Genomic DNA, 21,265 nt, shown 5'->3' with positions numbered 1-21,265 from the left:
CGGCGTAGGGTCGGAGCATGGCCACGCCTCAGACCCCCTACGACGCGGTGCTGCACGCCGCACGCGACGTGACCAAGCTGGATACCGCGCTGGACGCCGAGATGCTGGGCAGCGCACTGCTGGGCAGCGTCTACGCGATCGCGGAGACCGACCGCGACACCGCCGTACGGGAGTTCGTCACCGGGTTCCTCGCCGCCACCACCCGCCGCCGGATCGCCGCGGCAACCACCATCCGGCAGGTCTTCGCCGCGCTCGTCCCGGACGCCGAGGGCACCGAGCGGGTGCGCCCGGGCAGCCAGACACCGGCCTGGGCCGAGCAGCTCGGCCGGGTGCACCTGACCGGCAGTTGGGCGTACGGCGATGTGTACGGCGACCAGACCTCCTACCTCGCCACCTTCGCCTACGACGACGAGGCCGGCGGTCCCGAACACGCGCTGGTGGCCCTGGTGGACCACAACATCGGGATCACCAAGGACATCTTCGTCGGCGGGCCAGCGGAACGGATCCTGGACCAGGTCCGGCAGATGTGCGCGGACGACGAGCTGACCTGGTTCCGCACCGAGGACCCGGCCCGGCTGCGCGGCGAGGTGGCCCGGCATCTCGCGGTCACCGACGACCTGGGCGAGCTACCCGGCGAGGGCTCGCTCTCCACCGACCGCGCGCTGGTCGGCCTCCGGCTGGCGGTGCTGCCCACCGCCGCCGACCCGACCGGCCCGGCGGAGGTCGAGCCGCTCTCCGCCGCTGAGCGCACCGACCTGGTCCGGCGGTTCCTGGCCGCGCCGGAGGCCACCCGGTTCGGGCTGGACACCGTCGACGGCCCGGAGCTGGCCTCGCTGCACTTCTGCCTGAGTCTGCTGCTGGATCACTCGGCGACCTTCCCGGACGCTGACCCGATGCGGTGGAGCCCCGCGGTGTCCGGGCTGTTCCTGCTCGACTGGGTGCACCGCCGCGCGGTGCTGGACATGGACGACGCGGCGATGCTGCCCCGGGTCCTGCGCGCCTGGGCCCGGTACGCGTCGCGCCAGCGCGGGTTGCCCGAGTCGGCCGCCGCGCGCACCGACGAGGCGATCGAGGAGATGGTGCCGGAGTTCGCCCGCCTCTACTCCACCGGTGAGCGGCGCAGCCCGGCCACCGCAGCCGTCGCCCAGCTGATGGCCGACGGGGTGGACCCGGACGACCCGGCCGCCCTCGACGCCTGGATCGAGGCGAACCGGCACCGCCTCGCCGACGACGGCGCCTGACGGCATCCCGGCCGGGCGGCATTCTCGCCGCCCGGCGGGTGCCAGGCCCGGTCTCCGCACAGCAGGCCCAGTCTCCGCGCGGCAGGCGCGGTCAGCGCAGCAGGCCGAAGACCAGCCCGGCGATGAGTGCGCCGAGCACACCGCCAGCCAGCACCTGTGGCACGGTGTGGTCGCGCAGCCGCACCCGGGACCAGCCGACGACGGCCAGCAGCGGCGCGGCGAAGAGCAGCCGGGCACCGAAGGTCAGCGCAAGGATGACCAGCGTGCCGGCGGCCACCGCCGAGTGGATCGACATCTTCCACCAGTGGCTCACCGACACGGCGACCACCAGACCGACCAGCCCGGCCACCGCCAGCGCCAGCAGCGGGCGGGGCGCGCCGAGCACGGCGAGCAGGGCCAGCCCGGCGGCGACCGAGCCGAGGCCGACCAGTAGCGGCACCCGACGCTGCTCCCGACGGCCGATGTGGTGGTCGGTGAGCCGGCCGCGGCGTACCCCGCCGACGATGTAGGCGAACGGAATGCCGGTGACGAAGAGCGTGGCGAGCAGGCCCCACGCCAGGCCGTGACTCGCGCGCCGGGCGCTGTGCCAGCTCACGGCGACCATCAGCAGCGACACCAGCACGGCCGGGGCGGTCAGCTCGGTGACGAGCCGGGCGACCCGCAGCCCGGGGCCGGGCCGGGTGGTGACCGGGCGGAGTTCCGCACCGCCGCCCACGCCACCCCCTCCGGTACGCGCCTACCGCCGACCACCGCCGGCACCGGCTCGGTCGCGCCTGATCGTCACCGTACCGCCGGGGACACCGTGGGGTGCGTCGGTCCGGCCAGCGGCGACCGGCTCACCGTGGGCGTGGACGGGCGGTCGGGCTGGGCCGGCTGCCCGATGCACCGGGGGTGGCGGTCGGTGTGGGCGTGCTGGCCGGTACGGACGGTGTGCTGGTCGGCGATGCGGTCGGGGTCGAGGAATCGGTCTCGGTCGGCGTCGCCGGCACGGTTGGCGTCGGGCTCGGCGTCGGACTCGGGGTCGGGTCCGGCGGGTCGGTCGGCGAACCGGTCGGCGACGGCACCGGCGACGGGCTGGGCGGGGACGGGGACGGCGGTCTGCTCCGGGTGGGCCTCGGTGCTGGCGGCGGTACCGCATGACGTGCGGGCTCCGCGTTGGCGGCAGCCGGCGCGGGCCCCGGCCGGTCCGGGACACGTCGGGGAGCGGCGGGCAGCCAGCCATCGGTGGCGGTCGGGCCGACGCTGGGCGTGGCGGGTGGCGGAAGTGCCGGCTGGCTGGTCATCGGCAGCGGGATCACCACCGGCCCGACCGACGGAGTGGGGATGAAGGGGGTGCTGCTGTCCGGTAGCGCGGTGCTGCCCGACGTTGCCGAGCCCGCGCTGATCGCGGCGAGGATGGGCATCGAGGCGGTGCCGGCCAGCAGCGCGACGGTGAGCAGGTAACCGCGGGAGGGGCTGCCGGCGCCGGGGGCGCGGTGCGCGCCGACCACCGGGCGGTAGCCGCCGGGCGACCGGTGCAGGCCGAGCGCCGGTGTGCCGGGACCGTCACCTGGCTCGTGCACCGCACACCCCTTGTCGTCGGCTTCGGAAGGACGCGGACGGACACCGTCGGCTGAAAAACACCGGCAAATCACCCGATCAGCACGATCCTGCGGTAATCAGCCTCGCCTAGTTACCCTGCGTTAGCCAACCTCCACCGCGTGTCGACACGCGGAGATGACCGAACGATGACGAACCGTCGCCGGACCGCCTAGCGCCCGCGTCGCGGCATCATGGCGACAAAGGACGTCAAAGGGTGGGCGGTCGGAATGCGGGGCGGGCGTACTGTGGGCGCGCTCACCTGCTCTGCGAATATGGAGCACGACGGCAACGCAGCCGTGACCTCCGCGCACCCTCGCGGCAGGCGCGGTTGAGCGCCGGCGCTCCCGAACCGGGTTCGGCCAGAATCCGGCTCACGCCGCGCGGCAACCCCCACCGGGGCTAGGCGCGGCCGCCAGGAACCGGTCCGGCAGCAGCCGGACAGGCGCACGAGTTGCGCGGCCGGGTGACCCCCCGGTGCCGACGCAGACATGACAGGGAGAGACGGATGGCAAAGGGCGACCCCGGGGGCACCACCCGCAGCAGGCGGGCGGCACCCCGCTCCAGGAAGAGCGCGGCTGGCAATCCCGAGCTGGTGCAGCTGCTCACCCCCGAAGGCGAGCGGATCGAGAGCGTCATCGGGCCGGACGGCATCGAGTACCGCGTCGACTTCACCGACGAGGAGTACCGCGGGCTCTACCGCGATCTGGTGCTGGTCCGCAAGCTCGACGCCGAGGCGACCGCGCTCCAGCGGCAGGGCGAGCTGGGCATCTGGGCCAGCCTGCTCGGCCAGGAGGCGGCCCAGGTCGGCTCCGGGCGCGCGCTGCGGACCCAGGACATGGCCTTCCCGACCTACCGGGAGCACGGCGTCCTCTACTGCCGGGGCATCGACCCGATCATGCCGCTCGGCCTGTTCCGCGGCGTCGACCAGGGCGGCTGGGACCCGAACGAGTTCAAGTTCAACATGTACACGATCGTGATCGGGGCGCAGACCCTGCACGCGACCGGCTACGCCATGGGCATCACCATGGACGGCAAGACCGGCACCGACGACGGCGAAGCGGTGATCGCCTACTTCGGCGACGGGGCCACCAGCCAGGGTGACGTCAACGAGGCATTTGTCTGGGCCGGTGTGTTCAACGCGCCAATGGTCTTCTTCTGCCAGAACAACCAGTACGCGATCTCCGAGCCTCTGGAGCGGCAGACCCGCATCCCCCTCTACCAGCGGGCCGCCGGCTTCGGCTTCCCCGGCATCCGGGTGGACGGCAACGACGTGCTGGCCACCTACGCGGTCACCCGTACCGCGCTGGACAACGCCCGGCACGGGCAGGGCCCGAGCCTGATCGAGGCGTACACCTACCGGATGGGCGCGCACACCACCTCCGACGACCCGACCCGTTACCGGATCGCCAGCGAGGTCGAGGCGTGGCAGGCCAAGGACCCGATCGCCCGGGTCAAGGCCTTCCTGGAAAAGCAGCAGATCGCCGGCGCCGACTTCTTCGCCGAGGTCGACGAGCAGGCCCGCCGCGAGTCGGTGCACCTGCGCGAGCGGGTGCTCGCCATGCCCAACCCGGAGCCGGTGACGATGTTCGACCACGTCTACCCCAACGGGTCTCCGCTGCTCGACGAGCAGCGCACGCAGTTCAGCCGCTACATGGAGTCGTTCGAGGGGAGCGCCCACTGATGGCCACGGAGACGCTCACCCTCGGCAAGGCCCTCAACACCGGTCTGCGCCGCGCCCTTGAGAACGACCCCAAGGTCATCATCATGGGCGAGGACGTCGGCAAGCTCGGCGGCGTCTTCCGGATCACCGACGGGCTCCAGAAGGACTTCGGCGACGACCGGGTGATCGACACCCCGTTGGCCGAGTCCGGCATCATCGGCACCGCGGTCGGCCTGGCCATTCGCGGCTACCGTCCGGTCTGCGAGATCCAGTTCGACGGCTTCGTCTACCCCGCGTACGACCAGATCGTGTCGCAGGTGGCGAAGATGCACTACCGCTCGCGCGGCAAGCTCAACATCCCGATGGTGATCCGGATCCCGTTCGGCGGCGGCATCGGCGCGGTCGAGCACCACTCCGAGTCGCCGGAGGCGTACTTCGCGCACACCGCCGGCCTGAAGGTGGTGTCCTGCGCCAACCCGCAGGACGCGTACGTGATGATCCAGCAGGCCATCGCCTCGGACGACCCGATCGTCTTCCTGGAGCCCAAGCGCCGCTACTGGGAGAAGGGTCCGGTCGACCTGGACGCGCCGCTGGCCGACGCGTACCCGCTGCACTCGGCCCGGGTGGTGCGGCCCGGCACCGACGTCACCGTGCTGGCCTACGGGCCGATGGTGCGGACGTGCCTGGAGGCGGCGACCGCCGCCGCCGAGGACGGCCGGGAGTTGGAGGTCATCGACCTGCGCTCGCTCTCCCCGCTGGACCTGACCGCGGCGTACGAGTCGGTGAAGCGCACCGGCCGCGCCGTGGTGGTGCACGAGGCGCCGTCGAACATCGGCCTCGGCGCCGAGTTGGCCGCGCGGATCACCGAGGAGTGCTTCTACTCCCTGGAGTCACCGGTGCTGCGGGTGACCGGCTTCGACATCCCCTACCCGGCCGCCCGGGTGGAGGAGGAGTACCTGCCCGACCTGGACCGGGTGCTCGACGCCGTCGACCGCTCCTTCGGCTGGTGAGCGGCATGTCCCGGATCAAGGAATTCAACCTGCCCGACCTGGGTGAGGGGTTGACCGAGGGCGAGATCCTGTCCTGGCTGGTCAAGGTCGGCGACACCATCGAGCTGAACCAGCCGATCGTCGAGGTGGAGACGGCCAAGGCGGCCGTGGAGATCCCGGCGAAGTGGGCCGGGCAGGTGCACGCGATCTTCCACCCGGAGGGCACCACGGTCGAGGTCGGCACGCCGATCATCGCGATCGACACCGACCCGGGCGCCGGCCCGCTGGCCGAGCCGTCGACCACGGCCACGCCCGGCGGCTCCCTGCCCACCCCGTCGGCGGCCTCGCTGGCCGCGGTCGAGGTGGCACCGGCCGAGGGCATGGTGGAGCCCGGCCTGATCGGCGGTCCCGCCCCGGGTGGCCGGACCGCGGTGCTGGTCGGCTACGGCCCGCGCACCACCTCCGCGAAGCGCCGCCCGCGCAAGGGTGGCGTCCCCGCGCAGGCCGAGGCGACGCCCGCGCTGGCGCCGGTCGCGCCGGCTCCACAGCCGGCAGCCGTGCCGGCGCCTGGGCAGAACGGCCAGGGCGCTCCGCTGGCCGGCGGGCTGGTGCTGGCCAAGCCGCCGGTGCGCAAGCTCGCCAAGGACCTCGGCGTCGACCTGCGCACGCTGACCGGTTCGGGTCCGCTGGGCTCGATTACCCGGGAGGACGTGCAGCAGGCGGCGAGCGGGGCCGTGGCGGCGGCCGAGCCGATCGCGGTGACGTCGGCGGCCGCGAGCGCCGCGAGCTTCGGCGCCGACCGCGAGCAGCGCATCCCGGTCAAGGGGGTACGCAAGCTCACCGCCGAGAACATGTCCCGCTCGGCGTTCACCGCCCCGCATGTGACGGAGTTCCTGACCGTCGACGTGACCCGGGCGATGAAGGCGCTCGACCGGCTGCGCGACCGGCGGGAGTGGCGCGACGTCCGGGTCTCGCCGCTGCTGCTGGTGGCGAAGGCCGTGCTGCTGGCGGTCAAGCGTCATCCGATGGTCAACTCGACCTGGGCCGGCGACGAGATCGTGGTCAAGGAGTACGTCAACCTCGGTATCGCAGCGGCCACCGAGCGCGGCCTGATCGTGCCGAACGTGAAGGACGCCGGCCGGCTCTCGCTGCGCGAGCTGGCGGACGCGCTGACCGATCTGGTGCAGACGGCGAAGTCCGGGCGCACCTCGCCGGCGGACATGTCCGGCGGCACCCTGACCATCACCAACGTCGGGGTGTTCGGGGTGGACACCGGCACGCCGATCCTGCCGCCGGGTGAGTCGGCGATCCTGGCCTTCGGCGCGGTGCGGGAGATGCCCTGGGTGCACAAGGGCAAGGTCAAGGTGCGTCAGGTCACCACGCTGGGGCTGAGCTTCGACCACCGGATCATCGATGGTGAACTGGGCTCGAAGTTCCTGCGCGACATCGGCGACTTCCTCGCTGACCCGGAGGCGGCGCTGCTCGCCTGGACCTGACCGTCCGAACACCAGGCCACGGCCGGTGTGCCACGGGTTAATCCCTGGCACACCGGCCGTGTCCGTTCAGCAAACGAAACCGTCGGCCACCAGGCCCTCTGGCCTTTGATTGTTAGGCAGGTGTCCCAGCTCACCTAATAATCGATGGAAGTTGACCCGGTTCTGAGGTTAAATAGAGCCATCAAGGGCTGACAACCGAATAGCCAGGGGGACCCACCAATGAGCATGATCGAGCGCATCCGCAACCACCGCGACGCCACCCGCCGCGCCCGTGCCATCGAGCACGCGCTGCGGTCCGCGAGCTCGCCGGCGGTCCGCGACGAACTCCTCGTCATCGCCCAGCGTCACATGAGCTGACGCTCCACCACTTTCCTCACCTCCTCCAGATCGATGGCCCACCCGGCGAGCCGGGTGGGCCATCGGCGTTTCACCGCGCCTCGGCACCGGGATTCCGCCCTGCCGCAGCGCCCGGTACGGTGGGCTTCGGTCACCGCCCGCTGGCCCGGCACATGCCGATCCGATAGAAGCTGCTCGACACCGACCGGCAACGCGGAGTGACGACCGGTGCTCCTTGGACGCGCTGTGCGGCTACCGGATACCGTGCGGGGAGCCGGCACGGCAGTACGCCGGTGAAGCCGGCAGCCATGCCGAGGAGACCGATCGGCACCGGCGGCCGACATGTGATGGAGGAGGCGCACCCATGACGTCCGAGGGCCCGCACCGCCCCGGCCAGGAGCCGGACGAGGTGTCACCGGGCGCCGGCGGACCGGCGCCGTACGGCGACCGCCCGGCGCAGCCGGACAACGGTTACAACGCCGCCGGCCCCGACCTTGGCTGGGCGCCCCCACCGCCGACCCGGCAGAACCCATCGGCACCGGCCTGGGCGGCCCAGTCGGAGCAGCCGCCGAACCCCGCCTGGGGTTCCGGCGCCGCGCCGCAGCCCTCCGACCCGGCACAGCCCGCCTGGGCCACCGGCGGTGGTGCGAACGAGGCGCCGCAGCAGCCCGGCGCCTGGCCCGCCAGCGGGGGCGCACCGGACCACGCGCAGCCCGCCCCGTGGGCTGGGCAGCAGCAGGGCTGGACGCCAGCCGAGCAGAGTGCCCCCACCTGGGCCGCGGCTGCCCCCGAGCAGCCCGACTGGGCACAGGCCCAGCCCGCCGCCGCGCGGGGTGCCGCGCAGGTGCCGCCGGCCACCGCCGCCTGGCCGGCTCAGGAAGACCCAGCCCGCTCCGGCGGCTGGAGCACCGACTCCCCGCAGGACGACCAGGCCCGCTCCGGCGGCTGGGGCGGGGCGGCGCAGGCCAACCCACCCGCCGCTGACTGGCGCGGCGCCGAGTCACAGCAGCCCGAGTCCGCGCAGGCCGGCGGCTGGTCCGGCGGCAGCGGTCAGCAGGACGACCCGGCCGCCTCCGGCGGCTGGGCCACCGGCGCTGCCGCGCGCGACGACCAGCCGGTGTGGACGCCGGCCGAGCAGTCCCCCCAGACCTGGGGCCAGGCCGCCGAGCAGACCGAGCAGCCGGCCCCCGGCTGGGGGCAGGCCGAGCCGGCCGCGGCACGTGGCGCGGCCCAGGTGCCGGCACCGGCGGCAAACTGGCCCAGCCAGGACGACCCGGGCCGCTCCGGCGGCTGGGCCGCACAGCAGCAGCAGGCGCAGCCCGGTGGGTGGGGCGACGGCGCTGACGTGAAGCAGGACGAGGCCGCGCAGCCGGCCGCCTGGGGTGGCGCCGAGAGCCGCCCGCAGCAGCCGGACTGGGTGCTCTCGGCCCAGGACCAGCCGGCCGAACGGCCGGAGCAGGCGGGATGGACCCCGGAGCAGGCCGGCACCCCGGCGCGGGCCAGCGCCAGCGTGCCGGGCAACGACGGGACGCCCGCCTGGGCCGCCGCCCCGGACAATGCCGCCCAGGGCAGCGCCGCTGTGCCGGCCACCCAGCCGTGGGCACCCGGCGAGGTGTGGGGTCGCGCCGAGGCGGAGGCCTCCGCCCAGTCCCGCGGTGGCTGGGAGGCCGACCGGGGCGACGAGCCACCGGCCTACCAGCCCGGGCCCGCGCCGGGCATCTCGCCGGCCAACGCGGTGCCACTGCCGCCACAGGAGCAGCGCGTACCGGGCGCCAGCCTGGCCGCCGCCCCGCCGGTCGACTACGCGCCACCCGCCCAGTTCGCCGCGATCCCCGAGCAGCCGGCGTACGCCGAGCAGCCGGCGTACGCCGAGCGGGAGCAGCCGGACGCCCCCGCGCAGTACGAGGCCGAGCCGGCCGGTTGGGGCCGGGCCGAGGAGGCTTCGGCAGGCGCTGCGGTGGTGCCCGCCCCGCGTACCTCTCCGGAATCCGGAGCGGGCCGTGCGGTCGTACCGGTGCCGGAGGCCGAGTCGGCGGCCGGCGCGGTGGGCCGGGCCTCGGCGAGCGCCTCCGTGCCACTGGCCAGCCGGGTGATGCCCCCGACCGACCAGGCCATCCGGCCGGCCGGCGCGCCCGCGCCACAGCCCCGGGTGTACGGCCGTCCGGCGCAATCCGAGCCGGAGCAGGCAGCGCCGGAGGCGTTCCAGGCCGACCCGGGCACCGAGCGCCAGAGCGCACCGGACTGGCAGAACGGCCCGGCACGCCAGGAGGCACCTGACTGGCAGAATGGCTCCGACCGCCAGGCAGCACCCGACTGGCAGAACGGACCTGACCGCCAGGCAGCACCTGACTGGCAGAACGGCTCCGACCGCCAGGCGGCACCCGACTGGCAGAACGGCCCTGACCGGCAGGCCAGCCCCGGTTGGGGCGGCGACTCCCCGGCCGAACCGCGCTTCGACGACCGGCCGGCGACTCCGAACGGGTTCGGTGAGGCGGCGTCCGCGCCGCCGGCGTTCCCGCCCGGTGTGCCGTCCTTCGTCGACGCGCCCGGGAACAACCGGCCGGTGAACGGGGTCCGGCCGCAGTCCGGTGCCGAGCGTCCGGCCGACCGGTTCGGCCCCGCTTCTCCGGCCGCCGGCACCGCCGCGGTGAACGGCACGCCGGGCTTCGGCGGACCCGGCTTCGGCGGACCGGGCTTCGGCAGCGGGCCGGGCACCGAGCCGGCACCGGGCGCCAACTTCGCGGCGGCCTTCCCGTCGGCGCCGCAGCAGGCCGCGCCGGCCTGGGGTCAGCAGGCCAGCGAGTCCGACCAGGGCCGGTTCGACTCGTTCAAGCCGGACGCTGAGGAGCCGAAGGCAGAGCCACCGGTGCCGAAGGTGCGTAACGGTCGGGTGCTGGCCGCGGTGCTGATCGCGGCGGTGCTCATCCTGGCGGTGCCGCTCGGCCTGCTGATGCTGCTCGGCAAGTTCGGCGGCGGGAACGAGGCGCCCAGCTTCGACCCGGCGGTCGGCACGTGCGTGAAGCAGTCCGGTCAGGGCGCCTCGGCGGCGGACTGCGGCGAGGCCGGCGCGTTCACGATCGTTTCCAAGGTGGACGCGAAGGACAAGTGCACCGACACGACGCAGCCGCACGTGGTGCTGCCCGGCGAGGGCACCAACCGGGTGCTCTGCCTCAAGCCGGCCACCAAGTAGATCGACCGACGGCAGGGCCACGGGAATCCGTGGCCCTGCCGTCGTCGTTCGCGGGGGTGGCCTGGATCTCGGCGGCTCGCCCCCTCTGGCCGACCGTGAGCCGATGGTCAGGCACGATGGGGTCATGAGCGCACGAGTACGGGCCCCCGAGCTGCGCGGTCGGGGCTGGCTGAACACCGGTGGACGCGATCTCAAGCTCGCCGACCTGCGCGGCAAGATCGTCCTGGCGGATTTTTGGACCTTCTGCTGCATCAACTGCCTGCACGTGCTCGACGAGTTGCGCCCGCTGGAGGAGAAGTACGGCGACGTGCTCGTCGTGATCGGCGTGCACTCGCCGAAGTTCGAGCACGAGAAGGACGCCGACGCGTTGGCCGCCGCCGTGGAGCGGTACGGGGTGCACCACCCCGTACTCGACGATCCCGAGCTGGACATGTGGCAGCAGTACGCGGCCCGGGCCTGGCCGACCCTGTCGGTGATCGACCCCGAGGGGTACGTGGTGGCCACCATGGCCGGCGAGGGGCACGCCGAGGGGCTGGCCCGGCTGATCGACGAGCTGATCGCCACCCACGAGGCCAAGGGCACCCTGCACCGGGGCGACGGCCCGTACGTCCCGCCACCCGCGCCGGAGACCACGCTGCGCTTCCCGGGCAAGGCGGTGCTGCTGCCGGACGGCAACCTGCTGGTCTCCGACTCGGCCCGGCACTCCCTGGTCGAGGTGGCCCCCGACGGTGAGACACCGGTGCGCCGGATCGGCTCGGGCGAGCGGGGCCGGGCCGACGGGCCGGCCGGCGCGGCGACCTTCTCCGAGCCGCAGGGCCTCTGCCTGCTGCCCACGCAGGTCGCCGAGGTGGCCGGCTACGACCTGGTGGTCGCCGACACGGTCAACCACCTGCTGCGCGGCGTACGCCTGGCGTCGGGCGAGGTGGTCACCGTCGCCGGTAGCGGCCGGCAGTGGCGGGCCACGGTCGACGACCACCCGCACGACGCGCTCGCCGTGGACCTCTCGTCCCCGTGGGACCTGGCCTGGTACGACGACAAGCTGATCATCGCGATGGCTGGCATCCACCAGCTCTGGTGGTTCGATCCGATCAAGCGGACCGCTGGCATGTACGCCGGCACCACGGTCGAGGCGCTGCGCGACGGCCCGCTGGCCGAGGCGTGGATGGCACAGCCGTCGGGGCTCTCCGTCTCCGCCGACGGCGCCCGGCTCTGGATCGCCGACAGCGAGACCAGCGCCGTCCGGTACGTCGAGAACGGGGAGCTCGGCACCGCCGTCGGGCAGGGCCTGTTCGACTTCGGGCACGTGGACGGGCCGGCGGAGTCGGCGCTGCTCCAGCACCCGCTGGGCGTGTGTGCGCTGCCGGACGGCTCGGTGCTGATCGCGGACACCTACAACGGTGCGGTCCGCCGCTTCGATCCAGCCACCGGCCAGGTGTCCACGGTCGCCGACGGGCTGGCCGAGCCGAGCGATCTCGTGCTCACCCCCGCCGGCGAGGTGCTGGTGGTGGAGTCCGCCGCGCACCGGCTGACCCGGCTCGCCCCGGGTGCGCTGTCGGCGGCGGGCGCCAGCACGGTGGACGGCCCCCGGCACCGCACCGAGCGGAAGCCGACCGACATCGCGGCGGGCGAGGTCACCCTGGACATCGTCTTCACCCCCGCGCCCGGGCAGAAGCTGGACGAGACGTACGGGCCGTCGACCCGGCTGGTGGTCTCCGCGTCCCCGCCGGAGCTGCTGGTGGAGGGCGCCGGCACGGGCACCGAGCTGTCCCGCCGGTTGGTGCTCAACGGCGAGGTCACCGGCGGGGTGCTCCAGGTGACCGCCCAGGCGGCGACCTGTGACGCGGATGTCGAGCACGCCGCCTGCCATCTGACCCGGCAGGACTGGGGCGTCCCGGTCCGAGTGGTCGACGGCGGGGCGGCCCGGCTCCCGCTCGTGTTGCGCGGCCTGGACGCCTAGCTGTTGGGCAGGGCCCCTTGGACGACGGAATCCGTTGTCCAAGGGGCCCTTCGTTTCACGCGAACGGGGCGAGTGGGATGCCGGCGTCGATCAGCGTGGCGCGGACCAGTTCGGTGGCGGAGACCGCGCCGGGGGTGTCCCCGTGCACGCAGATCGAGTCCACCGGGCAGGGGATGACGGTGCCGTCCACCGCCACCACGGTCCGTTCGGTGGCCATCCGTTCCGCCCGGTTGGCCACCTGTTCCGCGTCGGTGATCAGCGCGCCGGGTGTGCCGCGCGGCACCAGTGCCCCGTTGGGCAGGTAGCCGCGGTCGGCGAAGCCCTCGGCGACGACCGGCAGGCCCGCACCGACGGCGAGCTGGGCGAGCACCGAGCCGGGCAGGCAGAGCACGGGCATCTCGGGGTCGTGGCCGGTGACCGCGGCGACCACCGCCGCCGCCTGCGCCTCGTCGGTGCTGGCCACGTTGTAGAGCGCCCCGTGCGGCTTGAGGTAGCGGACCCCTGTGCCGAACAGCCGGCAGAACGCGTCGAGCGCGCCCAGTTGGTAGGTAATCTCGTCGCGCAGCTCGGCGAAGTCGTACGCGATGCGCCGCCGGCCGAAGCCGGCCAGGTCCCGGTAGCCGACCTGCGCGCCCACCGCGACCCCGCGCCGCGCCGCGCCCTCGCAGACCCGCCGCATGGTGGACGGGTCGCCGGCGTGGAAGCCGCAGGCGACGTTGGCGGAGGTGACCAGGTCCAGCAGCGCCTCGTCGTCACCGAGCCGCCAGATGCCGAATCCCTCGCCCAGGTCAGCGTTGAGGTCCATGGAATCTGACGGTAGTACCTGGCCGGGCCTGCGCGAGCGGGGTCACGTCGGCGACCACCCCGATAACCGGGTATCCGCCGGTGGTCGGGTGGTCGGCGAGGAAGATCAGGGGTTGTCCGTCCGCCGGCACCTGCACCGCGCCGAGCACGATGCCCTCGCTGGGCAACTCGCCGGCGACCGCGCGGGGCAGCGGCGCGCCGGCGAGCCGCGCGCCGACCCGGTTGCTCACGGGGCTGACGGTGTACGCGGTGCCGAGCAGCCGGTCGAGCGCGGTCGGAGTGAACCAGTCGTCGCGGGGGCCGGGGCGCAGCGTCAGGTGCACCTCCGGCGGGGGTGCGGTGCTGACGGTCAGGTCCACCGGCGCGGGTTCGCCGAGCGGTTCGCCGAGCGGCAGCCGGTCGCCGTCACGCAGCGGGGGCGGGCCGAGCCCGGAGAGGGTGTCGGTGGCCCGGCTGCCGAGCACCGGCGGCACGTCGATCCCGCCCGCCACGGCCAGCCAACTCCGTACGCCCCGGCTGGCCGGGCCGATCCGCAGCACCGTGCCCGCCGGCACGGTGAGCGGGCGTCCAGCGTCGCCGGGTCGGTCGCCGGCCCGGACCGGCACCTCGGCGCCGGTGACCGCCACCGTGGTGGCCCGGGTGAGCCGCAGCACGCAGCCGGTCAGGGTGATCTCCAGGCCGGCGGCACGCTCCGGGTTGCCGACCAGCCGGTTGGCCAGCCGCAGGGCGGCCGGGTCGAGGGCGCCGGACCGGGGTACGCCCAGGTGCGCCCAGCCGGGCCGGCCCAGGTCCTGCACGGTGGTGAGCGGGCCGGCGCGGAGCACCTCGATCTCGGCGGGCCGGGTCACGCCGCCGCCAACCGGACCGGGGTCCCCGGGCCGAGCAGGGCCGGCGGGTCGGCGTGCACGTCGAAAAGAACCAGGTCGGTCCGGCCGACCAGCAGCCAGCCGCCCGGGGACGCGCCCGGATAGATGCCGGCGTACGGGCCGGCCAGGGCGACCGAGCCGGCCGGCACCCGGGCGCGGGGGGTGGCCAGTCGGGGCAGCGCCAGTTCGGCGGGCAGCCCGGTCAGGTACGGGAAGCCGGGGGCGAAGCCGCAGAAGGCGACCCGGAACGGGGTGCCGGTCAGCCGCCGCAGCACGGCCGGCACGTCGACCCCCCAGTGCTCGGCGACCGCCGGCAGGTCCGGCCCGTCGAAGTCGACCGGGACGACCACCTCTCCACCGTCGCCCGCCCGGCCCACGTCGCCGCAGCCGTCGCGAGCGCCACTGCCGGCACAGGCGCGGTCGCTGGCGGCGGCGGCCGTCAAGACCGTCGGCGCCCAGAGGGAGAGCAACTCGGCCGTTGCGGCCGGATCGGGTACGCCGTCGAGCAGGATGGTGCTGGCCGCCGGCACGATCTCGATGGCGATCAGTTCGCCCTGCTCGCGACGCCGCCACAGCTCGGCTCGCCACGCCTCGACCAGGGCAGCCTCGGGCGCGCCGGTGGAGGCGGTGCAGTCGAGCAGCAGGGCGTGCGCCCCGACGGGTCGGATCCGCATCCGCTCATCCTCGCCGATGTCGTACCGGCGAGGTGTTCACGGCGACGGTGCCTGGCGTCACCAGGCCGACTACTTGAAAGTAACCTACGGTGCCGTAACCTGGAGACGTGACCACCTCCGCTCCGCTCCGACTGAAGCCGGTCGACATCGGTAAGCCCAGGATGCGCGGCTGGCTGCACACGTACGCCTTCTTCGTCGCCCTGGCCAGCGGCATCGTGCTCTGCTCGATCGCCGCCACCCGCCCGGGGTGGGCACCCCTGGTGAGCTGCGTCATCTACAGCCTGACCGTCTGCGGGCTCTTCGGCACCAGCGCGCTGTACCACCGTCGGGTGTGGTCGGAGCGCGGCTACCAGGTGATGCGCCGGATGGACCACTCGATGATCTTCGTGTTCATCGCCGGCACGTACACGCCGTTGTGCGTACAGCTGCTCGCGCCGGGACAGGCCACCCTGATGCTGGCCCTGGTCTGGGGTGGCGCACTGGCCGGCGTGGCGCTCAAGTTGGTGTGGCCGCACGCGCCGCGCTGGGTCTCCGCACCGCTCTACCTGGCGCTCGGCTGGGTGGCGGTGGCCATGCTGCCGGAGATCCTGCACAGTGGCGGCGTCGCGGCCCTGGTGCTGCTGATCGTCGGTGGCGCGATCTACAGCGTGGGCGCGGTCTTCTACGCGCTCCGCCGGCCCAACCCGTGGCCGACCGTCTTCGGTCACCACGAGTTCTTCCACGCCTGCACCCTGCTGGCCGCGCTCTGCCACCACATCGCGATCTACTTCGCACTGTTCGCCTGACCGCACGGCGACCACGGCGCGAGCCCGACCACGGCGCGAGCCGGGACCTGGCACATGCGAGCCGGGGCCCCGCGACGCTGCGGGACCCCGGAGTGTGCGTGCGGGACTCAGATCGGACGGCCCGGCCGGCGCACCTCGCGGTACTCCCGCATGACCTGGTCATCCTGGATCGGCACCACCCGGTCGGCCGCGACGCGGTCCCCACGGACCGGTGCGGCGACCACCGTGCGGCGGCGGCTGTTCCAGAAGTAGACGGTGGCGAGCAGGCCGGCGACACCGGCCAGCATCAGCACCCAGCCGACCACGGCCAGGTTCAGCCAGCCCAGGTCTGCCTCCACTGCGAATGCGAAGATCGCGCCCAGCGCGATCAGAAAGATGCTGCCACCAATGCCCATGTCTCGCTCCTCGGCTCTAACCTGGCGTACGGCCCGCCGCCGCCGTCGGTAGGGGTGCGGCACCCATCGACTTACCCCGGCACGGAGATCGCCAATCGGGCAAGCTGAGGGCATGACGGACACCCCAGCCGAGACACGGACACTGGTGCTGCTCCGGCACGCGAAAGCCGAGCAGGGCAGCGACAGTACGGACGACGCCGTGCGGCCGCTCACCGCACGGGGGAGCGCGGACGCGGCGGCGGCCGGCGCCTGGCTGGCTCACCACGGGTTACTGCCCGACGTGGTGATCTGCTCGACGGTCCGACGTACGCGGCAGACCTGGCACGGGGTGGCGATGGGGATGACCGGTTCACCGCCGGAGGGCGGGCCGGCCGGTCCCCGCCCGACCGTCCACTACGAGCCGGGCGCGTACGACGCCCACCCCGAGGAGTTGTTGGCGCTGGTCCGCACCGTCGACCCGGCGGCCCGGACGGTGCTGCTGATCGCCCACAATCCGGGCATCTCGCTGCTCTCCGCGCTCCTCGACCCGGACGGGACGGACGGGGAGGGGTTGCGCACCGCCGAGCTGGCGGTGCACCGCACCACGCTCGGCTGGGCGGAGCTGGACCGGGCAGGGGCACCGATCACCGCTCGTCACACCGCACGCGACTGAGCCACCCGTCGATGGTCGGCGGGTGGCTCAGTCGTACGTGGCTCAGGACGGTGGTGCGGTCGGCGGCGGCGGGTCGGGCGGCGGCGGCATCATCGCCGTCGGATGCGAGAGCCTGTTCTCCTCCACGATGAGGGTCCGGGCCCGCTTGCGCCGGTCCTGCCAGAACCAGAGCGTGGTCAGCAGCACGGCCAGCCCGGCCAGGATGAACACCCAGCCGACCGCCCGCAGGTCTATCCACCAGACGTTGGCTCTTATCGCGAACGTCAGGATGGCGCCGATCGCGATGAGAAAGATGCCGCTTCCTACACCCATGTGCGCTGCACTCCCCCGTGCGGTGGCTCTGGGCGTTCTCTGTCGTGGACACGCGACGATTACCCGCCACGCCGGCCACCTACCCGACCGGGGCGCGCCGAATACGGGACGGACGGCCCTCCGGCGACCCCGGCATTCGCCGCTGCCACCGGGACGGGACGGGACCACGGCACGGAAGCGCAGACGGCTCCGGAGTGGTTCCCACGGACGGGCCCGACCCGGACATGCCGACGGCCGGCGGGACAATTGCCCCGCCGGCCGTTGGTGTCGGTGCCGGGTGGTGCGACCCGGAACCTTCAGTCGTGCCGTGGCACGGTCAGAAGGCCTCTTCCGGGAGGTCCATGATGTCGAGGTCGGCGCCCTCGATGATCCGCCGGTCCGCGCCGATGCGCGGCAGCACCTCACGGGCGAAGAACCGGGCGGCAGCCACCTTGCCGGTGTAGAACGCCTTGTCGGTGGTGGAGACCTCGCCGGCCAGCGCCTTCAGCGCCACGTCGGCCTGCTTCTGCAGCAGCCACCCGACCACCAGGTCGCCGATGGCCAGCAGGAAGCGCCGGCTGCTCAGCCCGACCTTGTAGAGCGCGCGGGTGTCGCCAGCCTGCGCCTCGCCGAGCCAGCCGGTCATGACGCCGAGGATGTTCTGGACCTCGACGAGCGCCTTGCCGAGCGCCTGCCGCTCCTCCTTGAGCTGGCCGTTGCCCGCCTCGGAGGAGATGAACTCCTGGATCTCGCTGGCGACCGCCATGAGCGCCTTGCCGTTGTCCCGAACGATCTTGCGGAAGATCAGGTCGAGGCTCTGGATGGCGGTGGTGCCCTCGTACAGGGTATCGATCTTGGCGTCGCGGACGTACTGCTCCAGCGGGTAGTCCTGGAGGAAGCCGGAGCCGCCGAAGGTCTGCAGGGCCTCGTGCCCGAGCATCTCGTACGCGCGCTCCGAGCCGACGCCCTTGACCAGCGGCAGCAGCAGGTCGTTGACCCGCTTGGCCAACTTGGTGGCCTTCTCGTCACCGGCCGCCTCAGCGATGGCGACCTTGTCCTGCCAGGTGGCGGTGTAGAGGACCAGGGCACGCAGACCCTCGGCGTACGACTTCTGCAGCAGCAGCGAGCGGCGCACGTCCGGGTGGTGGGTGATGGTGACCCGCGGCGCGGTCTTGTCCGTCTGCTGGACCAGGTCGGCGCCCTGCACCCGGTTCTTCGCGTACTCCAGGGCGTTGAGGTAGCCGGTGGAGAGGGTGGCGATCGCCTTGGTGCCGACCAACATCCGGGCATACTCGATGATCATGAACATCTGCCGGATGCCGTCGTGCTTGTCGCCCAGCAGCCAGCCCTTGGCCGGTACGCCGTGCTCGCCGAAGGTCAACTCGCAGGTGTTGGAGACCTTCAGGCCCATCTTGTGCTCGACGTTGGTGGTGTAGACGCCGTTGCGCTCACCCAGCTCGCCGGTGTTCTCGTCGAAGTGGTACTTCGGCACCACGAAGAGCGACAGGCCCTTGGTGCCAGGGCCACCGACGCCCTCCACGCCCACCGGGCGGGCCAGCACGTAGTGCACGATGTTGTCGCTCAGGTCGTGCTCGCCCGAGGTGATGAAGCGCTTCACGCCCTCGATGTGCCACGTGCCGTCCGGCTGCTGGATGGCACGGGTGCGGCCGGCACCCACGTCCGAGCCGGCGTCCGGCTCGGTGAGCACCATGGTGGAGCCCCACTGCTTGTCGATGAAGAGCTTGGCCCACCGCTTCTGCTGCTCGGTGCCCTCGACCTCCAGCACGTGCGCGAAGGACGGGCCGGAGGCGTACATCCAGATGGGGGCGTTCGAGCCGAGCACCAGCTCGGCGAGGGCCCACCAGAGGGCGCGCGGCGCGTTGGTGCCACCCAGGTGCGGCGGCAGGTCCAGGCGCCAGAACTCGGAGTCCATGAATGCCTGGTAGGACTTCTTGAACGACGCCGGCAGCGGCGCGGTGTGCGTGACCGGGTCGAAGACCGGCGGGTTGCGGTCGCTGTCCGTGTAGCTGGCGGCCAGGTCCTCCCGGGCGAGGCGGTCAAGCTCGGAGAGGAAACTGCGGGCGGTGTCGGCGTCGAGTTCCGAGTACGGCTCCTGGCCGAACGCCTGGTCCGCCCCGAAGACCTCGAACAGGTTGAACTCAAGGTCCCGCAGGTTGCTCTTGTAGTGGGTCATGCTCGCTGGCCCCGCTTCCGGACAGGTGTTACCGATCAGTAACCCCGACTGTATTACTCGCGGGTAGGCAGCGACAAGCGGATCACGTAAGTGACGGCCATTACACACTCGCCCCGAACCGGGGGCGGACGCGTCGGCGGTCAGCTCTCGGTGGCGCCGACCTCCCAGCTCGGCACAGCCGCCGCCACACCGGTCCGCGCGCCCACGTACTCCATCAGGACCAGCGCGATGTCATCGTCGAGCCGGCCGTGCACCCACTCGACCAGGGCAGCCTCCAGCGAGGCCAGGCCATCGGCGACCGTGCCGTGGCCGAGCAGCCGCCAGGCCCGGTCGACGGTGGGGAAGAACTCGCCATCCCGTCGAGCCTCGCCGAGACCGTCGGTGAACAGCAGCAGCCGGTCACCGGGCTCCAGGCGTTCCACCCGGGGGCGGACCACCGGCATGAACCCGAGCGGGGGCGCCGGCGCCGGCGGCTCCAGCGGGATCACCGCGCCCCGACGCAGCAGCAGCGGCGGCGGATGTCCACAGTTGACGATGGTGAGCGTGCCGCCGCGCTCTTCCACCAGCGCCGCGGTCACGAAGTCCTCGTCGCCGACGTTGCGGGCCACCGCACGGTCCAGATCGGCGACAACGGCGCGCAGGTCGGCCCGCTCGTAGGCCACGTGCCGGTAGGAACCGAGGACGATACTGGCCAGCCGGACGGCGTCCAGGCCCTTGCCGCGCACGTCGCCGATGATCATGCGAACCCCGTACGGCGTGTCGATCGCCTCGTACAGGTCGCCGCCGATCTGAGCGGTCGCGGTGGAGGAGATGTAGCGGCCGGCCACCGAGAGCGTGCCGACCTGCGGGCCGAGCGGACGAAGCACCGCCTGCTGGGCCACCGAGGCGAGCTTGGACAGCTCACCGATCTGCTCCGTCTGCCGCTGCCGCACCGACGCCACCGCCACGGCCAGCCCGGTGGCGAGCGCGACCGCGAGCACGTTGACCGAGGTGACCAGGAACATCTTCGGCTCGACCACGGCGAAGCCGGCCCCGATCAGGGTCGCTGCGGTGCCGACTCCCAGCACCACCGGCCAGGATGCCAGGGCGGCGGCGAGGAACGGGGCGCCCACCAGCAACGCGATGTAGTGCGCCGGGCGACCGTCCGCCAACTCCACGGCCGAGACGATCGCGAGCAGAACGAGGGCCGCGCCGAGGCCGGCGCGGGATCCGGGGCTCAGCGGGCGACGGCCCGACTGGAGGAGTCGCGTGGGTACGAGGGACAGCATGCCTGATCCGCGTGAACGGTTGAATGAACCTGGCCCCTCGTCCGAGGAGGTTCTGTCCGCCCGGCTCGGCTGTTCGGCCAGATCGGCGTCAGCCACGCCGGTCAGCCGAGTACCTCGTACCTGACGGTGAGCGCGCCCACGTCGACCGAGGCGATGGTGGCGAACGCGGCCCGGGAGAGGTCCAGGCAGCGGCCGTCGATGAACGGGCCGCGGTCGTTGATCCGCACCACGACCGACTTGCCGCTGTTCGGGTTGGTCACCCGGACCTTGGTGTTGAACGGCAGGGTCTTGTGCGCCGCGGTCAGCTCGTTCGGGTTGAACGACTCGCCGTTGGCGGTGAGCTGCCCCTCGGAGTAGAAGGAGGCGCCGCACGAGCCGCTGTCCAGCACCTTCGGCGCCGCCGTGGTCTTCTTCGCGGTCGGGCTCGGCTTCGGCGCGGCGGTGCGGGCCTTGTTCCGGGAGGCGGCCTGCGGCGACCGGCTGGCCGACGGGCTGGCCGTCACGCTCGGCGAGGCGCTGGCGCTCGGGGAGGCGGCCGGCGAGCTGGGGGCGAGACTGCTGGCGGCGACGGTCGGGGCGAACTCGATGGCGGCCGGCCCCGGCTGCGCGGAGCCCGAGGTCAGCTGCACGGCACCGACGGTGCCCCCGACGGCGAGGGCGACGCCGACCGCCGCGGTGGCCGCGATGCCCGCCGGAGAGGAGAAGATGCGGGTACGGGAGTGCCTACCAGCCACCGGCCCGGTCCTTTCGTCGACTGAACAAACCGGGTCGGACCGTAACGAGAGAAGCACTTCCGAAGTCAACGTGATCATTGGGATATGCCCGCATTTGCCATGGTACGTGTAGCCGATCATCCGAGTCGGGATGGGCCGGCCGGTCCGGGTGC

At 73.0% G+C, this 21,265-nt stretch carries 20 protein-coding genes; 11 read left to right on the top strand and 9 right to left on the bottom strand.

Annotated elements, in window-relative coordinates; translation table 11 throughout:
* Positions 1-17 precede the first annotated feature (17 nt).
* On the top strand, positions 18-1,241 hold the full coding sequence (locus OG470_RS07945; RefSeq protein ID WP_328422253.1) for a hypothetical protein: 1,224 nt from the start codon (positions 18-20) through the stop codon (positions 1,239-1,241).
* A gap of 91 nt (positions 1,242-1,332) precedes the next feature.
* Here the strand turns inward: OG470_RS07945 and OG470_RS07940 are convergent, their stop codons facing one another.
* Positions 1,333-1,956, bottom strand: a complete 624-nt coding sequence (locus OG470_RS07940; protein ID WP_328422251.1) for a phosphatase PAP2 family protein — start codon at positions 1,954-1,956, stop codon at positions 1,333-1,335.
* 176 nt (positions 1,957-2,132) lie between these two features.
* Between OG470_RS07940 and OG470_RS07935 the strand changes: the two genes are divergently transcribed.
* The 8 genes from OG470_RS07935 to OG470_RS07900 all read left to right on the top strand — a co-directional run bounded on the left by OG470_RS07935 (position 2,133) and on the right by OG470_RS07900 (position 12,450).
* Positions 2,133-2,381 carry a hypothetical protein gene (locus OG470_RS07935; protein ID WP_328422249.1) on the top strand — a complete coding sequence of 83 codons (249 nt, stop codon included), beginning with the start codon at positions 2,133-2,135 and terminating at the stop codon, positions 2,379-2,381.
* An 84-nt stretch (positions 2,382-2,465) separates the two neighbouring features.
* Entirely contained in the window at positions 2,466-2,684 is a 219-nt protein-coding gene (locus OG470_RS07930; protein WP_328422247.1) for a hypothetical protein, read from the top strand.
* A 643-nt stretch (positions 2,685-3,327) separates the two neighbouring features.
* Entirely contained in the window at positions 3,328-4,503 is a 1,176-nt protein-coding gene (gene pdhA, locus OG470_RS07925; protein ID WP_328422245.1) for a pyruvate dehydrogenase (acetyl-transferring) E1 component subunit alpha, read from the top strand.
* Positions 4,503-5,492 (top strand): alpha-ketoacid dehydrogenase subunit beta, encoded by a 990-nt coding sequence (locus OG470_RS07920; RefSeq protein WP_328422243.1) that lies wholly within the window; start codon positions 4,503-4,505, stop codon positions 5,490-5,492. Before pdhA ends, OG470_RS07920 begins: the two co-directional genes overlap by 1 nt.
* Positions 5,493-5,497: 5 nt before the next feature.
* On the top strand, positions 5,498-6,967 hold the full coding sequence (locus tag OG470_RS07915; RefSeq protein ID WP_328426206.1) for a dihydrolipoamide acetyltransferase family protein: 1,470 nt from the start codon (positions 5,498-5,500) through the stop codon (positions 6,965-6,967).
* 219 nt (positions 6,968-7,186) lie between these two features.
* Positions 7,187-7,324, top strand: a complete 138-nt coding sequence (locus OG470_RS07910) for a hypothetical protein (RefSeq protein ID WP_328422241.1) — start codon at positions 7,187-7,189, stop codon at positions 7,322-7,324.
* Positions 7,325-7,667: 343 nt separating this feature from the next.
* A complete protein-coding gene (locus OG470_RS07905) occupies positions 7,668-10,493 on the top strand; it encodes an LppU/SCO3897 family protein (protein ID WP_328422239.1) in 2,826 nt (941 codons plus the stop codon).
* Positions 10,494-10,617: 124 nt separating this feature from the next.
* Complete coding sequence (locus OG470_RS07900; RefSeq protein WP_328422237.1) at positions 10,618-12,450, top strand: NHL domain-containing thioredoxin family protein; 1,833 nt, start codon at positions 10,618-10,620, stop codon at positions 12,448-12,450.
* Between the two features lie 55 nt (positions 12,451-12,505).
* On the opposite strand, the gene OG470_RS07895 is transcribed toward OG470_RS07900, so the two are convergent.
* From OG470_RS07895 to OG470_RS07885, 3 genes are read right to left on the bottom strand one after another with little or no spacing between them, the layout of a single operon-like run.
* Positions 12,506-13,255 (bottom strand): LamB/YcsF family protein, encoded by a 750-nt coding sequence (locus OG470_RS07895; protein ID WP_328422235.1) that lies wholly within the window; start codon positions 13,253-13,255, stop codon positions 12,506-12,508.
* Positions 13,239-14,102: a biotin-dependent carboxyltransferase family protein gene (locus tag OG470_RS07890; protein ID WP_328422233.1), complete on the bottom strand. Its 864-nt coding sequence runs from the start codon at positions 14,100-14,102 to the stop codon at positions 13,239-13,241. The genes OG470_RS07895 and OG470_RS07890 overlap by 17 nt, the downstream gene beginning before the upstream one ends.
* Entirely contained in the window at positions 14,099-14,794 is a 696-nt protein-coding gene (locus OG470_RS07885; RefSeq protein WP_328422231.1) for a 5-oxoprolinase subunit B family protein, read from the bottom strand. Before OG470_RS07885 ends, OG470_RS07890 begins: the two co-directional genes overlap by 4 nt.
* 107 nt (positions 14,795-14,901) lie before the next feature.
* Here OG470_RS07885 and trhA point away from each other — a divergent pair, with 107 nt between their 5' ends.
* The gene (trhA, locus tag OG470_RS07880; RefSeq protein WP_328422229.1) at positions 14,902-15,579 is read left to right on the top strand and encodes a PAQR family membrane homeostasis protein TrhA; all 678 of its coding nucleotides are present in this window, start codon (positions 14,902-14,904) and stop codon (positions 15,577-15,579) included.
* 107 nt (positions 15,580-15,686) lie between these two features.
* On the opposite strand, the gene OG470_RS07875 is transcribed toward trhA, so the two are convergent.
* Positions 15,687-15,974, bottom strand: coding sequence for a DUF6458 family protein (locus OG470_RS07875; RefSeq protein WP_328422228.1), 288 nt, complete (start codon positions 15,972-15,974; stop codon positions 15,687-15,689).
* Between the two features lie 112 nt (positions 15,975-16,086).
* Between OG470_RS07875 and OG470_RS07870 the strand changes: the two genes are divergently transcribed.
* A complete protein-coding gene (locus tag OG470_RS07870) occupies positions 16,087-16,626 on the top strand; it encodes a SixA phosphatase family protein (RefSeq protein ID WP_328422226.1) in 540 nt (179 codons plus the stop codon).
* 42 nt (positions 16,627-16,668) lie between these two features.
* On the opposite strand, the gene OG470_RS07865 is transcribed toward OG470_RS07870, so the two are convergent.
* The 4 genes from OG470_RS07865 to OG470_RS07850 all read right to left on the bottom strand — a co-directional run bounded on the left by OG470_RS07865 (position 16,669) and on the right by OG470_RS07850 (position 21,113).
* Positions 16,669-16,938, bottom strand: a complete 270-nt coding sequence (locus tag OG470_RS07865) for a DUF6458 family protein (RefSeq protein ID WP_074315731.1) — start codon at positions 16,936-16,938, stop codon at positions 16,669-16,671.
* A gap of 316 nt (positions 16,939-17,254) precedes the next feature.
* Complete coding sequence (locus OG470_RS07860; protein WP_328422224.1) at positions 17,255-19,111, bottom strand: acyl-CoA dehydrogenase; 1,857 nt, start codon at positions 19,109-19,111, stop codon at positions 17,255-17,257.
* 140 nt (positions 19,112-19,251) lie between these two features.
* Positions 19,252-20,379 carry a PP2C family protein-serine/threonine phosphatase gene (locus tag OG470_RS07855; RefSeq protein ID WP_328422222.1) on the bottom strand — a complete coding sequence of 376 codons (1,128 nt, stop codon included), beginning with the start codon at positions 20,377-20,379 and terminating at the stop codon, positions 19,252-19,254.
* A gap of 101 nt (positions 20,380-20,480) precedes the next feature.
* Positions 20,481-21,113, bottom strand: coding sequence for a septal ring lytic transglycosylase RlpA family protein (locus tag OG470_RS07850; protein ID WP_328422220.1), 633 nt, complete (start codon positions 21,111-21,113; stop codon positions 20,481-20,483).
* Between the last annotated feature and the right edge of the window lie 152 nt (positions 21,114-21,265).

Source organism: Micromonospora sp. NBC_00389, assembly GCF_036059255.1.
Lineage (GTDB): Bacteria > Actinomycetota > Actinomycetes > Mycobacteriales > Micromonosporaceae > Micromonospora.
This window is presented reverse-complemented; position numbering and strand designations above follow the sequence as displayed.